The organism is Bacillus sp. Brlt_9, from assembly GCF_051948935.1.
In the GTDB taxonomy this organism is placed as follows: Bacteria; Bacillota; Bacilli; order Bacillales; family Bacillaceae_G; genus Bacillus_A.
Genome location: NZ_JAYJLO010000001.1, coordinates 424,566 through 439,927, shown reverse-complemented (window position 1 = coordinate 439,927; position 15,362 = coordinate 424,566). Strand labels below are relative to the sequence as shown.

At 32.7% G+C, this 15,362-nt stretch carries 16 protein-coding genes and 1 riboswitch; of the genes, 1 reads left to right on the top strand and 15 read right to left on the bottom strand.

The window, feature by feature from the left end; translation table 11 throughout:
* Positions 1-54 precede the first annotated feature (54 nt).
* The 15 genes from VF726_RS02390 to VF726_RS02320 all read right to left on the bottom strand — a co-directional run bounded on the left by VF726_RS02390 (position 55) and on the right by VF726_RS02320 (position 14,716).
* Positions 55-1,602 (bottom strand): hypothetical protein, encoded by a 1,548-nt coding sequence (locus tag VF726_RS02390; RefSeq protein WP_440165557.1) that lies wholly within the window; start codon positions 1,600-1,602, stop codon positions 55-57.
* Positions 1,603-1,694: 92 nt separating this feature from the next.
* Complete coding sequence (locus VF726_RS02385; RefSeq protein WP_440165555.1) at positions 1,695-2,747, bottom strand: glycosyltransferase family 4 protein; 1,053 nt, start codon at positions 2,745-2,747, stop codon at positions 1,695-1,697.
* Positions 2,744-3,544 carry a glycosyltransferase family 2 protein gene (locus VF726_RS02380; protein WP_440165553.1) on the bottom strand — a complete coding sequence of 267 codons (801 nt, stop codon included), beginning with the start codon at positions 3,542-3,544 and terminating at the stop codon, positions 2,744-2,746. The genes VF726_RS02385 and VF726_RS02380 overlap by 4 nt, the downstream gene beginning before the upstream one ends.
* Positions 3,519-4,733, bottom strand: coding sequence for an O-antigen ligase family protein (locus VF726_RS02375; protein WP_440165551.1), 1,215 nt, complete (start codon positions 4,731-4,733; stop codon positions 3,519-3,521). The genes VF726_RS02380 and VF726_RS02375 overlap by 26 nt, the downstream gene beginning before the upstream one ends.
* A 3-nt stretch (positions 4,734-4,736) precedes the next feature.
* Entirely contained in the window at positions 4,737-6,173 is a 1,437-nt protein-coding gene (locus tag VF726_RS02370; protein ID WP_440165549.1) for an oligosaccharide flippase family protein, read from the bottom strand.
* Positions 6,174-6,210: 37 nt separating this feature from the next.
* A complete protein-coding gene (locus tag VF726_RS02365; protein ID WP_440165547.1) occupies positions 6,211-6,849 on the bottom strand; it encodes a sugar transferase in 639 nt (212 codons plus the stop codon).
* A gap of 18 nt (positions 6,850-6,867) precedes the next feature.
* Positions 6,868-7,488, bottom strand: a complete 621-nt coding sequence (locus VF726_RS02360; protein ID WP_440165545.1) for a CpsD/CapB family tyrosine-protein kinase — start codon at positions 7,486-7,488, stop codon at positions 6,868-6,870.
* Positions 7,475-8,218 (bottom strand): YveK family protein, encoded by a 744-nt coding sequence (locus tag VF726_RS02355; protein ID WP_440165543.1) that lies wholly within the window; start codon positions 8,216-8,218, stop codon positions 7,475-7,477. Before VF726_RS02355 ends, VF726_RS02360 begins: the two co-directional genes overlap by 14 nt.
* Positions 8,219-9,412 (bottom strand): acyltransferase family protein, encoded by a 1,194-nt coding sequence (locus VF726_RS02350; protein ID WP_440165541.1) that lies wholly within the window; start codon positions 9,410-9,412, stop codon positions 8,219-8,221.
* A gap of 325 nt (positions 9,413-9,737) precedes the next feature.
* Positions 9,738-9,878: an FbpB family small basic protein gene (locus tag VF726_RS02345; RefSeq protein ID WP_048527108.1), complete on the bottom strand. Its 141-nt coding sequence runs from the start codon at positions 9,876-9,878 to the stop codon at positions 9,738-9,740.
* A 489-nt stretch (positions 9,879-10,367) separates the two neighbouring features.
* Positions 10,368-11,234 (bottom strand): 5'-3' exonuclease, encoded by an 867-nt coding sequence (locus VF726_RS02340; protein WP_270705612.1) that lies wholly within the window; start codon positions 11,232-11,234, stop codon positions 10,368-10,370.
* A 131-nt stretch (positions 11,235-11,365) separates the two neighbouring features.
* Positions 11,366-12,091, bottom strand: coding sequence for a P-type ATPase (locus VF726_RS02335; protein WP_270705613.1), 726 nt, complete (start codon positions 12,089-12,091; stop codon positions 11,366-11,368).
* 343 nt (positions 12,092-12,434) lie between these two features.
* Positions 12,435-12,600: riboswitch (M-box (ykoK) riboswitch) on the bottom strand.
* A 182-nt stretch (positions 12,601-12,782) separates the two neighbouring features.
* On the bottom strand, positions 12,783-13,169 hold the full coding sequence (locus VF726_RS02330; RefSeq protein ID WP_060630227.1) for a DUF350 domain-containing protein: 387 nt from the start codon (positions 13,167-13,169) through the stop codon (positions 12,783-12,785).
* Positions 13,166-14,401, bottom strand: coding sequence for a glutathionylspermidine synthase family protein (locus VF726_RS02325; RefSeq protein ID WP_440165538.1), 1,236 nt, complete (start codon positions 14,399-14,401; stop codon positions 13,166-13,168). The genes VF726_RS02330 and VF726_RS02325 overlap by 4 nt, the downstream gene beginning before the upstream one ends.
* 3 nt (positions 14,402-14,404) lie before the next feature.
* The gene (locus VF726_RS02320; RefSeq protein ID WP_440165536.1) at positions 14,405-14,716 is read right to left on the bottom strand and encodes a hypothetical protein; all 312 of its coding nucleotides are present in this window, start codon (positions 14,714-14,716) and stop codon (positions 14,405-14,407) included.
* A gap of 83 nt (positions 14,717-14,799) precedes the next feature.
* Here VF726_RS02320 and VF726_RS02315 point away from each other — a divergent pair, with 83 nt between their 5' ends.
* The gene (locus tag VF726_RS02315; protein ID WP_001235514.1) at positions 14,800-15,249 is read left to right on the top strand and encodes a hypothetical protein; all 450 of its coding nucleotides are present in this window, start codon (positions 14,800-14,802) and stop codon (positions 15,247-15,249) included.
* Positions 15,250-15,362: the final 113 nt, after the last annotated feature.

The window sequence follows — 15,362 nt, the reverse complement described above, 5'->3', positions numbered from 1 at the left end:
ATTCCCTTTATCGTACTACCTAATAACTCGTCCAAGCATTTACAACCAATCATCTCAAGTTATTTTAGTCGTAATAAGTTGGCCAGCCTCATTAATAGTTACTTTCCATTTCACTCCACTAGTAGTCTTCATAATAATACCTTTACTTGCTTCTATTTCAATATCTCCAAACATTCTTCCACCAGTTGTCGCTAACCAAGCATTCCCATTCTCCATAGAAGACCTCGCAAACATACGATTAATCCGAAAACGTTTATGGTCTTGAACGTAACCACTGAGTGTAATTCTTATTTTATATAACTGACTCGCCTTCATATTCGATATAATTGTATCGCCTACATTTAATGGAACATCCGATGCAACAACCCAATTTCCAGTTGCACTTAATGCATATTCAATTTTAATTTTCTTCGGACTCTCTCCCCATCCAAAATACATTCCAAAACAATTCAACATTTTGATTGGATTTTTCGTGAAATCTAGTTCAATCACAACTGGATTACTATCTGGAACATCGATATAGTTTACACTTTGTTCATCTATTAAATTAAAACAATTTGCGAGATTCCCCCCGTAAGGTAATTTCCCACTTGCTTGCTTAACAGTATACTTCTGCTGAGCGTTTACTAAAATATCATCTTGGTTCCCTATTAAATGAGGTTTATTTAAAGTAATCGGCAACTGAATCCGAAGAGATTCTTCATAGGTAGACTTACAAACATTGTATTGTCCTTTATCTACAATAGTTGTGGAAAGTAAATTCGAAAAAAGATAGTTACGATGCGAATTAGAAGAAAATTCAATGACAATCGGTTCGCTACTCATCCGGTACGTATCCCAAATCATACAATCAAATGTATTATAGGCACCCGTACAACGAATTACTTTTTTCGTTTGCTGTCTACATTGCACTTGAATATCATGAAATGTATTGCCTGAACTTTCATTTGGCAAATCACTATTTCCATCTACTTCAATCCCATACACACATCCATCAATAAATATAGATTGAAATACATTTGCGTTAATCCAGCAAGGTGTATTTATATCATCTATATATTCTGTCTTCAAATGTATTGCAGTTTGAAAGTTTTTAATTTGAATAAAGTTAACTTGAAAGAAACTAATATAATCCCATGCTTTTTGACAATAGAAATATATAGCTTTTCCTTTATAGGATGTCGTTGTATTTATTATATTTACATTTGATATAGTAGATTGATTAGGCACTTCTATTTGTTGTGAACCTGAAACATAAATAACAGATGACTGAAATCCTTGATTTATAACTTGAATCGTACCACCAGTTATCGAAGCATTATTTTTTAGCTCAAACGCATTAAAATCTCCATCAATTTGTAGTATTACAGTAGGGTCTAACTCTAGTCTTACGTTTGATTTAATAATAATTGGCTTTAAAATTTTGTACGTATTTACACCTGTAATTCTTACCGTGGAAATCCGATTCGATACACAGTATTCAATCGCTTGTTGAATTGCTATTGAACTATCATTTCCCGAGTTCGGAACTGCTCCAAAACAATCAATATGAACGCTATTTTCTGGTGCACAATCTTCTTGGGAAGAAATATATTCTGACAAAATAAATTCACTCCTCATATTACCTTTTTCATATAATATGTGAGTTTTCTCTTAAAAGTTTCTATAATAAAAAAAACAAACGACTTGCACGGTCATTTGTTTAATTCATATATATCTTTCGTTTCTTCTATCATTTTAGTTAATGAGAAATATCTCTCTGCTTTCTCTCGTGCTTTCAGTCTAATACCATTCACCTTTTCCTCATTTCCTTGTAGTTCCTCAAGCGCCCTTGCAAATCCTAACTCACAATATTCAGACAACAAAACGCCTGATTCTCCATCTATTACCGCTTCATTTATTCCGCCGACATCTATTGAAATAATTGGTGTCCCTGTCGCCATCGCTTCAATTACCACCATTGGAAACACTTCACGAAAAGATAATAAAAGTAAGGCATCCATATTCCCTATAAATCCATGTGGTTCAGAAATATTCCCTAACATCTTTACACTTTGCTGCAATCCATACTTTTCTATCTCTTTCATAATAGACTCTTTCTCCGGTCCATCACCAGCAATATAAAACAAAAAGTCATCTCTTTTTTTTAACACATTTGCAATTTTTACAAATAATTGATGGTTTTTCTCTTTGGATAATCTAGCTAATATGCCTACATTATAAGTAGATTCTGTCTTTTTCTGCTGGAATAAAAACTTTTCAATATCCACACCGTTATAAATCGTCTTTATTTTTTCTTCAGCTACATGCATTGAAATTAAATTATTCTTTTCAAACTCACTTACTGTAATAATATTGTTCACATATTTATTCATGAAATAACGAAAAAGCGTTGGCATTTTCTTTTCTAATATCGTTACATTATGTTTCGTATACACGACTTTTATCTTTTTTTTCATAAACTTTTGAAGTAGAGAAGCATATAATACCATCCGCAAACTATTCGCATGAATAAGTTCTATCTTCCGTTTACAAATTTCGTTCCGTAAGTAATAAATATTTCTCAAATGATTCCATCGACTAAGCAACATAAAATTTTCTTTTCTAGTAAGAGATTCATATAGTTCTCCATCACCTGCAGCTGTATAAACTTTAAAATCCTCATAACGCAAATTGCTTTCCAATTTACAGAAATAACTTTCGGCTCCTCCAGTTATCAATTTATCTGTCATCAACAGTATATTCATAATTGCGTCTTCCCAACTACATTGATTTTATTTTTTCTATAGGCATGATAAGCATACTTACTAAAATAGTAAAAGATTTGTACTGCATTTAGTCGTTTTTGTTCCCTTAATAATTTCCAATACCGAAAAGCTGCTCTCATTTTATTTCTCGAAACAGAATTTTCTACAATTCTATACTTCGCTAACACTTGCTGTATTCCTTTCGCTTCATGCCCTTCATGTAATAAATTCAGCCATAGCGCTGTATCTTCTGGCTGCACACTAGGCATTTCAATATGCGGAATTTTTTCACGATCAATCATTACTGTTAAACAACCGATAATTGTATTTCCTGCCAAGCAATGATAGTCAACAGATCTTGGTACATTCACTTCTCGATTTAGTTCATTACCGTTTTCATCGATTAAACGATACGATGTATATGAAAAGGACGCATTCGTTTCTTCCATAAATAATAATTGTGTCTGCAATTTATGTGGCAACCATATATCATCACTATCTAAAAAAGCAATATACCTTCCTCTTGCCTCTGCAATCGCTAAATTCCGAGCTTTAGCAGCACCACCATTTTCTTTTAATGATAATACTCTAATACGCGAGTCCCCTTCTATTAGCTCTTTAATTTTTTCAAGAGATTGGTCAGTTGAAGCGTCATCAACGATAATCATTTCCCAATTTTCATATGATTGATTTTGTACAGATAAAATCGTCTCACCTATAAATTGGATACTATTATAAGAAGGTGTTATTACAGAAACATGAGGCGCCTTATTATGTGCTGATAGACATTTTACCATCTACCTTTCCCCTTCCTTCATATATTGAAATGTACTTCACAACAATTGCTAAAAATAAAAAGAACGCTTCGTTAATAATGAGTGACAATGACATCATCTGAAATAAAAATGCAATCATTGTCAATAAAAGATACGGTTTTTCACGAAACAGAGTATACTGCGTTAACTTGAACATTAATATGAATAAAAAAGCGCTATATAAAAGAAAACCTATTGTACCCGATTCAGACAAAATTTCTAAAAATGTATTGTGCACATATAATTTTTCATTAAATTGAAATTCATAATAATTCGAAAAATTAAATGCACCGATTCCGATATATGGATTGGATAAATAATATTTAAAAGCAGCTTCCCATAACGTAAATCTACCACTTCCATTATCGTGCGAAAAATCAGAAATCCGCTTATTCAATATGTCATCCAATTGGCCACCCATTACACTATTCGATAAACTAAAAATTACTACGCCAAACAATAGTAAACTCATCATTATTTTTATTTTTTTTGCAAAACTAGATGTACATACATATACAAAAACGACAAGCACAAGCGCTAATATCCCTCCCCTTGAAAAAGTTAATAAACTTGTCGTAACACATAAAATCAATCCTAAAATGTTCGTCATATTATGTAGGTTTGTCATATAATACATAAAAAATATTGTATTATAAAAAATAAAAATGTTAGGATCATCTAGCAAACCAATTAATCTTGGATACCCTCTATCAACTAATAGTCCCGCAAAAATTTCCCTTTCTTCTCCACCGTATAATCCAAAGTGCTGTAAACCGACTATATACAGTATTAGGCTTACAATATTAAATACTAATCCTACATAGGCAATAGATGATTCCAGTGTTGCTATTTCAACATTTCCTACTAAATTTCTCATTATAAAATAACACCCTAAAACAAGTAGCACACCAAAAATCATACGAATACTAGCATGTAAATATATAGAAAGAATTCCACTGAAACAATAGATGAAATAAAATAGTAAAAATACAATTTCATGAAAATATAGCTTTTGAATATGAAATTTTTTAACTGTTAAACAAAAATATATGACTAAAAAAATCATATATATCTTCAATGAAAACCCAATATATATGTTGTATTTACTTAACATGACAAATAATATTAAAAGCATAATCCATTTCATCGATATTTTAACATTATTTTCCATATGCTATATCCCCTGTTTCGTAATATAATCCTTTTTGCGTGTTTTTCTTATAAACGAAAGAAGAAGTTTTTTCAGCTCATAATCATATAGGAATATACCAACTACTACGATTAACGTATTAAGAACGAGCGCAATGAAATGATATGTATGCAATATATATTGCACTCCAATAAAAGTTACACCAAAATAAATTGTATAAGGTATAACAATTTGAAATACAATTTTCCCCTGCACTGCACTTACTGCTATATATCCAACTAAAGCTACAATTTCAAATAAAACCATAGCATAAGCTGCTCCTATCACTCCACCAATACTACTAAAGCTATAAAGCATAATCCCACCTATTACTAATGCTATACATTGCACAACCGTTCTTTTATTTTGACGTCCACTCGTTGTTAAGCCGTCAGCTATAGCAATATTTAAACTTTGTAGCACAATGAGAAATGATAATATTTGGAGTGGCTCTACTGCATTTCCCCATTCCTCACGAAAAAATATAGAAATAAAGTATGGCGCTAAATGATATAAACCTATCGTCATACATATTCCCACAATCGCCATTGATTTTATTTGAAGTAAGTTTAATTTCGTATGCTCTTCTAAATTATTCTGATTATAATGCCTAAAAAGCACTGGATAAAATGCACCTGCAATCACTCCTGGCACTTGATATAAAGCTGCTGGCATCCGATACGCCACTGCGAAAACACCTACCATACTTAATGGCAATGTATAGTTAAGTAAGATAGGTGCTAATTGCGGGGTACTCATTATTAAAAAACCGCTAATAATAAAAGGTGTCAATTGCCAAAATAACGCTTTATGAATTACGACTTTCATATTCATACTCGTCTTTCTTTTCATTACATATATACTGAATAAACCACCAATCATATAACCAAATCCATATAAACGAGCAGTTATATAAACTGGTAACTCTCCGAAAATACAAAAACATGTAATGATAATGACAACTATCGCTGATACAACTTTAATAAGCGCTATATACTTCATACGCTCCGTTAGCTGAAAGTAGGCAATCCCTATATTTTGCCAAGTTAATCCTATTAACATGAAAAACATTACGTTTATCATCATATAAATCAAATTTCTATCCGCATACATATAATGAATAGCAATATAGCCGATTATAGAAATAAAAATAAGTAAAATCATCCTTACTTTTATATACGACGATAAAATCGTCTCTAAGTCTACTCCATCTTTTGCCCCTTCTCGAAGAAACGTATTCGTAAGTCCTAAATCTGTAAAAAATAACATAACAAACGTCACTGCTACGGCAACACTAAACATCCCATAATTTTGTGCATTTAAAAAATTTGCTAAAGCAATTAAACTAACAGCCTGAAGAAGATTAGCTAAAATCGTGCTATAAAATAGATGGATGATATTATTGAAAATAGATCTCCCCATACCTGCTCTCCTTTGCAAGCAACCTACTTACATATATTTATCTTGCACCATTACCGTTCAATACTATTAAAACGGTTTTACATAAAATACGAACGTCCATTCCAATCGTTTTCATTTCAATATACTCCATGTCCCATTTTAACTTTTCTTTCGGATCAAGGTTATACCCTCCATTTATTTGTGCCCATCCTGTTAACCCTGGTTTCACAATTAAGCGACTTTTAAATTCTGGAATATACGCATCAAATTGTTTATAAAAATACTCTCTTTCTGGTCTAGGTCCAACAAAAGACATCTCACCTTTTAAAATATTTAAAAGTTGCGGCAACTCATCAATTCTCGTTTTTCTTATAAACGATCCAACTGTAGTAATTCTTGAATCATTTTCATCTGCCCATTGTGGCCCATTTATTTCAGCATCTTTTACCATCGACCTTAATTTGAATACATTAAATTTCTTCCCATTAATCCCTAAACGTTCTTGAAAATAAATTGGAGCTCCTGCTGTTTCGAAAACAATCACAATACAAAAGAACAACATAATTGGTAGCGTTAATAGTAACAATATGAGTGAAAATATTATATCAAACAAGCGTTTCATACTTCGATTCAAAATACTGGTCTTTTCTTGAGCCGGAATCGTATACAACTTGGCTTGATTTGTTTCACGAATCATAGATCGTTACCCCCACATTCAAGAATATAAAACTATACCTATTAATTCACATTCTTTCCGCTTTATATCCGCTATTACTTTTTGCACGGTACGCAGGGAATCTTTTCGCTTTTTGACTGCTAAAACTACCCCATCGCATTTCCCTGCAATAATGTGCGTAGCAGGAAGCTCAAATACTTCAGAGGAATACAAGAAAATGTAATCAAAATCTTCTTTCCACTTCGTAATTACATGATCAAATTCATCCGTAGCAACTAAAGGTGTTCCCAGGTGTACTGTTTTTTGGGCAGGAATACAATATAAGTATTTAGATAAATTACTAGAAAAAGATTCATAACTACTAGGGAATTCGCTTATTATATCGTTCACCGTTTTCGTATAATTGATTTGTAATAGTAGATGTAGTTTAGGATCAGAAAAATTCACATCGATAAGTAGCACCTTTTTTTTCATTTCCGCAAACACTAGCCCCATATTTACTATAAGCGAAGCAACAACGCCTCTATCCTTTGTTGAAGTTACTGTGAACACTTGTTTTCCCGATTTTTTCAACTCATGATACACAGTATAAAACTGCTCTTTCATTAGAGCATCATGCGGATCAAATGGCAGCTTTTTCTTTGTCTTAAACATCGACATGTTCACCTCGATATATAGATGATTGCGCATCAACTTCTTTAGATTTCTTTTTTCTATTCGGTTTCATATTTATGTGACCAATAACAGATACGGTCGTTATTTTCTCTAAATCTTGTTCCACGTATATACGCTCATCAAAATAATCTCGAAATACAGCTAAACCTACCCCAACAAAAAAACTAACAATTAAAGAGATAGGAATGATAAGTTGAAATTTCGGAAACAACTTTTCAGCTTTTTCCTGTAACTCTGGGTCAGTTAATATTTTTATCCCCTGTACATTTGTATACTGTTGAAAGCTTTTTTGAGATTGTTCTGCCAATGACTTTACAATTTCTTTGACGAGTGTAGGATCCGAATCTTTTACTGTGACAGTAACGATTTGTGAGTTGTCCATATTCACCACTGAAATTTTTTGTGCTAATTCATAAGTTGATTGCTCTAATTTTAAAGTCTTTTTGACTGTTGAAATAATGAGTGGACTTTTTAAAATATCAACATACGAAGTTACGAGCTGCTTATTTTCTTGTGTTTTATTCACTGCATTCTCCTTATTAAACCCATCTAAATTCCCAACGAGAATTTGCGTTGAATATTGATACGAAGGCTTTAATACGTACATAGAGATAAGAACTAAAGAAGCGGTTAAACAACTCATTGTTAAAATGATCGTTACGAATCTTCTTTTCAATAATTGTTGAAAATCTTTTATACTCATTTCCTGCTTCAATTATTTCACCGCCTTTGTCTGATTAATATTCTGCAAATCATTCTTTACAGACAACCCTTTCTTCTTTGTATTCGCTTGCTTTGTTACATACTTTCCGACTCTGAATGCAAATTTTTCTACAAATATATATGAAAGCATTGCAAGTATAAACGAAAAAACGAGTGAAAAAATTAAAATAATAGGCAACGGCAATATTTCATGGAGCATGTATATAAGGGAAAATAACGATATGATATGGTATAAATAAAGACTGTAAGAAATCTTCCCCAAATATAACAAGTATTTATTACGCAGCAAGGATGACAAAGTTGATACTGACAAACTTAATATAACAAATAAACATGCACTTATCGCTACTACGTAGTCTCGAAATATAAAATTATTGAGCAATTTAATTTCTCCAATAAGCCCTTCATACATATAAAGTAAAATCGCAAATAAAAACCATGCAATTTTCTCATTTTTAGTACGATTACTATAAAAAACTATTACATTTTTTTTATATTTCGCAACTAGTGCTCCTAGTAAAAACAGCACTGTGTAATGTAGAGTTAATGCATAACTAGTTAATGTCAAACTTGAGTGAAATAATAATAAAATCACGACAGAACATATACTAAAACTAAATAATGACAATAATGAACCCCTCAACGTTTTTCGTAAACAAACCATCAAAACTAACGGGAAAATCATTGATATTCGCATTTCATGAACAAGTGACCAAATTACGCCGTTATATGCATCTGTATTATATTTCCCAACCAATAATATATGCTGCACAATTAAGCTTAAAGAACTTTCAATCGTCCATGAGCGATTAAACCATTCACTTAAATGAGAAATTCCATATTCACTCATTGTAGTTTGGCATAAAATAGCTATAAGTATTGCTACGATATATGGAATATAAATTCTGCATATACGTTTTAAAAGGAACGACCCATAACTATCGTAGTTGTTTTGAATGGATCTATACAAAACAAACCCACTCAAAACAAAAAAGATAATAACAGATTCGTTACCACTACTAAAAATTAAGCGAGCAGGCGTTTCTTTTAATAGATACATAACAAATGGTTTATTATCTTGATAACTGTAATTTTGAAATACTGAAAAAATCATTAAATGATGACCAATCATTACTACCAATGAAGAAATTCCTCTAATTGAATCCAATTCTTCATACCTATTCATCGCTTTATATCAACTCCTAATGAAATGATACTAATCATTTCAAAGCGACACCATTATTCATATTCCTCTCCTTTCTTTTCATTCCAATTTTTCATATTAAAATGATTTATAGCGTAATTTTGAATGTATTGTAACACTTTTTGTAATATTATTAATAGTGAATTTTCTATATTGGTATATGCCAATTTCAATCTCGAAAAATGAAAAAAATTGGCAGAAAAACACTATGAAAATATCTTATATATTTACAAAAATTAAAGAGAGAAATATAGTTATTTAAATATAAAACAAAAAAAGATAGCCTTTATCGGCTATCTTTCTTTATTTAGTTGCTAGAGCCACTATATGCTACATGTCGTTTCTCAATTCGTTCCTCAATTTCTTTCATATTTTCTTTATTATTTAATAGTGATTGTTTATTTTCAATTAATAATTGTTTAAAAGATTTTCTCACTTTTTTTCTCATTTTTATTGTCCTCCTTGGGGGATGGTTTATATAAAGTGAAACTTTAATCAGTGGGGGTTTTCTTCATCCCCCACTGATTATTAGTTGAACCAATCGGACTTTTATGGGCAGTTGATCCCCACCTAACTTCTTTGCTGTCGCTGAATTTTGAGGTGGGGGTCTTACTGCCCATTAAAGTGGGATAAAAGATAAAGAATTATCTGGTTGTTCTTATAATAATTGATTGTTGTGAATTCCATTTGAACTTCATATGAAAATTCCGTTTATTTTCTGACAACTTTGTGAACACGAAAAAAAGAGATTCTCCTAAAACCGTTTTGAAGTTGCTATTTTCATCATCTTATGTCGAATTATCTCTTAAAATATTTATATATTTTAAGAGAAATTCCACATACTTTCACATACTAAAATTCTCTTTTTCAAAATAATAAAGAGGGATGTTGCATAAGTCGAACTTTGACTTATGCAACATCCCTCTCTCAAAACTATTTACAGCATATTGATTAATATTTCAGGTCTTCCCCAATTCATTTCTTCACAAACGAATCTTAGCTTTTCTTCATCCATTGTGTGTAATCCTTCTTCTAGTGAACATGAAATTGGAACTTCACAATGAATTTGCGCTAATTGTAATGAAATATTTAAATTCTCTAAATCACTTTCAATCTTCGTACGTTGTGCTTTCGTTAAAGATGCCACATTTTCTAGTACAGTTGCTACTGTACCATGCTCTTGAATAAGCTTATATGCTGTTTTTTCACCGATACCTTTTACACCTGGATAATTATCGCTCGTATCTCCCATGAAAGCTTTTGCATGCACGATTTGCCACGGTTCCACACCTTTTTCTTCCATAATTTTCTCTGGTGTGTAATACTCGTAATTTCCAATTCCTTTACGCAGAAGCATAACTGTAACGCTCTTATCAACAAGCTGCAGTAAGTCCGTATCACCTGTTAAAATGTAAACTTCCGCTTCATTACAATATTGTTTTGCAAGCGTACCGATGCAATCATCCGCTTCATACCCTTTCATACCGATAACTGGAATAGACAATTTCGCAGTCATTTCTTGTACTAAATCAAATTGCGGAATTAATTCTTCAGGCGGCGCTGCACGATTCGCTTTATAATTTGAGAACGATTCTGTTCTAAATGTCGTACTTCCCATATCCCAGCATGTTACGATGTGTGTCGGTTCAATTGCTTGCATAGCTGTTAATAAATGTTTCATATAACCATGAATCCCGTTTGTAGGGGTACCATCTTGTCGTTTCATAAATTGTCCATAGACACTTGTTGCATAAAAAGCACGAAATAATAGTGCCATACCATCAACTAATAATACTTTTTTCATAATTCCTCTCCTACTACAAAAAATAATAACCTCACGTCATCACGTAAGGTTATATAAATAGATTACCATTCTACGTTTTTTCAACTTTGTCTATTATACATTGTTTTTGTATATTTAGCATCATTTACACATTAAGACGTTCTACTGCAACAAGTATGAAGAATTCCTGAATACGTATTTTTCCCAGTAGAAACAACTACAGCTTTTGCATTTCCACCAACAATATACGTCCCTTTGAAACATACATTTTCAAGTTCAAGTGGATTATAGTCTTTCATTCGTTTTAGAGGAATAAATCGTTTACGCTCAAGATGATAGCAACTTTCAAATTTCTCAATACTTGCATCTTTTCCTGTTAACACAGATTCATTTACTAATAAATCATTCGCGTAAATGATACGTACATCTGCTGGTACTGTATCACCTTCTGAAAGAAAAATCATATCGCCAGGAACAAGCTCTTGTACTGGCAAAGTCATCATTTTCAATTCACCGTTTAAACCCGTTACACTAGAACATTCTACTCGAGACACAGTAATTTTCTCACATTGTAATCCATCACGCACATGTTGTTTTGAAAGACCTGGGATCATTCTAGTTAGCTTCATCATGACTTCCGCAATACGCGCTCTTTTTGAAATTAATTCATTTCGGCCGTATACTTGAATACGTTTTTGTGCCTCTTTCATAGATAATCCGTCTCTTGTTGTTTTAAAATACGCAAATACAGATTTTACATCTCTCGTTGCGATTTCAATTAATAAATCTTTATTTTTTTGAAGCATTGTTTGTTCTTTCATTGATTTTTTACTTAATTTATATGACGTGTTACCCACAGTTTTGTTTGCATATAACATATTATCGTCTCCTCCATTACAACATAGGAAGAAACGCTTTGTTTCTCAATTTATCCACTTTACTGTGAAAGTGTCTAGCGCTTAAACATACATATAAACGCTACATGATGATAAATATAGAGGGAGGAACAAGTCGTTTCCTGCCTACATCATATATTTTTGATTTGAAGTATATGGGTAACGGAACCGAGTCAGAATTTGACATGCTCCTCACCTCCTCGTTTCATTTTATAGTTTATACTATGAAATTACTCATAGCTTTGTAACAAAAAGACCTTTACTCCGAAAAGAGTAAAGGTCATGACATACACAAATAAACGATTCCTAATACAATTAGAAATCTACGGACCTCTCCCTCGCCGAGTTTTAGCACTGTATAGCATAGGTTCATTACCAGCTACGTTAAGAAAAACCTTAATTCGATCATTCCTGTTGACCCATTGGCGTCTCTCGACATTTTTGGGCAGTAGCATTTCTCTATACAGGAGCCTCACCTAACAGAGACTTATTTTAATTACATAGAAAATGTTACTCTTATTTAAAATAGATGTCAACACTTTGAATGGAATCTTTTCCTTATTACAACAACCCCCTCTCATAATACACTACTTCTCTTTCGACTCATTAAATGAATCAAACACACATTTCAAAATTAGCAAAAATAAAAACCTTACGTTTAAACGTAAGGTTTTTAATAAGTTATACAACCAGCAATTACAATCCCAATTGAAAGCGATACAAACATAAGAAAAAGACCGACTGCTTGATTATCTTCTTCAAGACTTTTATTTATATTAAAGCGTGGTGTAAGCCACTCAGCTAAATAAAAGACGATAATTTGAGCCAAAATCCCAACTGCTCCCCACGAAACCATATCAAGAAGTGAAATAGAATTAGCTGCTGTTGAATATAAAACAATAGCTAACCCAAGTAATCGCCCTCCAAGTACATAGCTTACCGCCTTATTCCCTTGGGCCATTAGCTTAAACTCTTTTACTTTCGTTGTTACTTCCATTAGGAAAAGACCAAGGCATAAAAGGCCAAGTGTTACTGCTAAATATAATAAAAAATTAATCATATACTTTCCTCCTTTTTTATACCTACCGGTAAATAGTACGATTCATTCCCCGTAATTTTTTCCCCCGCACGAATACCGATACTACTCGCTTTTCCGGCAATTAAAAACGAACCAAACACATACGACAGTTTCTCCATCCCTTTTTCTGTTTGCAAGGATATGACTGGAAGTTCTGTATACTTTTGAAATATCGGCAGTGACGCTTTATACGTTTGATGTGCATTTTGAAGCATAATATGTTCGTCCTTATCGCGAATGGTAATTGTGTCCCCTTCTCTACCAAATGAAGGTTTTTGAACGAAAGAACCTTTTCCTAAAAATAAATCTGGTTCTAAATATGTAGGTAACATATATTCTTTAATCCATTGTTGTTCCTCATTTGTATAAAAGGCCCCTTCTTCTGCTAACCCCCAAATAAGACACTGGATTGATTTTGGCTGAAGTAAAAATGCTGACAATGGATTTATTATAAAAAGCTTTCCGGCTTTTACAAGCTGCAACAGTTCCACACCTACAAAATCTCCTGTTTCAGGATCTTGATCCTCAATTAAATCTTCTATCGGATATGTTTGGCGATATAAAACATCAATCTGTACTCCATCCCTATCTACTAAAGCATCTTTTGTAATTCTAAGTTCTGACATTGGTACTACTTTATTTTCAACATGGCATAACTGACTCAAATATATGGTCGTATTCCAATCCTCAATATGTTCATGATGTGCTGTAAAAACAACATTTGGATTGTCTATTCCCTTTGTCGCTTCCATTACAGCTTTTGTAATACCAGAAGATAGTAATCGCTCTTGATTAGAGTTTGGATCATCATAGCCTAGTTTCTCGCAAACTTTCCCATTCATTTGAAAGCATTCCATAATAAAAGTTGGTGTATCACTATTAAACTCAAGCATTTTAATTTGGTTATCAGCTGTTAAAACGAAATCAAATCGCGAAATAACAGATTCAGGATATAACCCTTTCATTCTAATGAACGATAAGCTCGCAGGAGGAAACCCAAGTTCAAGAAGCTGTTCGTCACTTAAATTACGCAAAAGTCTAGCAATCTTAAAAAATATTTTCCCCATTCGTTCAGTTGCTAATTGTAATTGTTTCATAGTCTCATTTGTTATAGAGAAAACATGAAACAAACTATACTCAGATTCATATAAATCCGACCAGAAATCCGGATATTTTGAATAAAACTCTTTTCGATCCCTTATGTACTGCGACATATTTTAGCCCCCAAATCCTCCCTTTGAACCACTTCCAATCCCACCTTTAAATTCCGCAGACGATTGATACGATTTAAACGCCGATGAATTTTTAAAAGTGGATTTATTTTGATAGTATGTTCCGCCATAGAAATAATGCCCACGATAACCTGAACTACTATCATCACACTGCCATACCCCAAGTTCATCATCCCAATCCCAATCTGAACAACTATTATCATTCGGTTTTGGGGGAAGATCTTGTGCGCAGCCAAATAAGGTGCCGGTCATTAAAGACGTTACGACACCGCCTACTAGCCATTTCGTTTTTTTCACCTTCGCACTCCCCTTTTTAAATTCTATTCCTATTATATAGGATGACATGATAAAGTAGAAGAAAAAGGAAGAAGAGGGATGAAATGCGCTTAGAATATCGACTTAATGATGAAACAAAAGGGTATCCTGCTTTATGGAACTACGCAAATATTTCTAATTCTGAAATCATCGCACGCATGACTTGTGAATATTTTATAAAAGATAAAAATACATATGTTGTTACTGCAACTTCAGTAGATCCAGATGGAACAGCAGTTATATATATTCAACAAGAAACTTTTTCTAACGATCCTTCAGATCCTACTTACTTCCACATCGGTTTTGAAATTAGAGAGCTAAAGGATACGAGTTCAAACTTGATTGAAAGTAAAGATGTATGGAACTATGAAGAAATTTTGCCATCTCTTCATTCAGATATTATATATATTCAGCGCGACGGCATGCATATGGAGTTCACTTTAGATTCAAGAGAGATTGATGAAGACAGAAAATGCTATATTTATTATGGAAACTTCACAGGTGAATCGAGATAAAGTGAACCTTTAATCAGTGGGGGTTTTCTTCATCCCCCACTAATTATTAGTTGAACCAATCGGACTTTAATGGGCAGTTAATCCCCCACCTAAATTCTTTGCTTTCGGTGAAT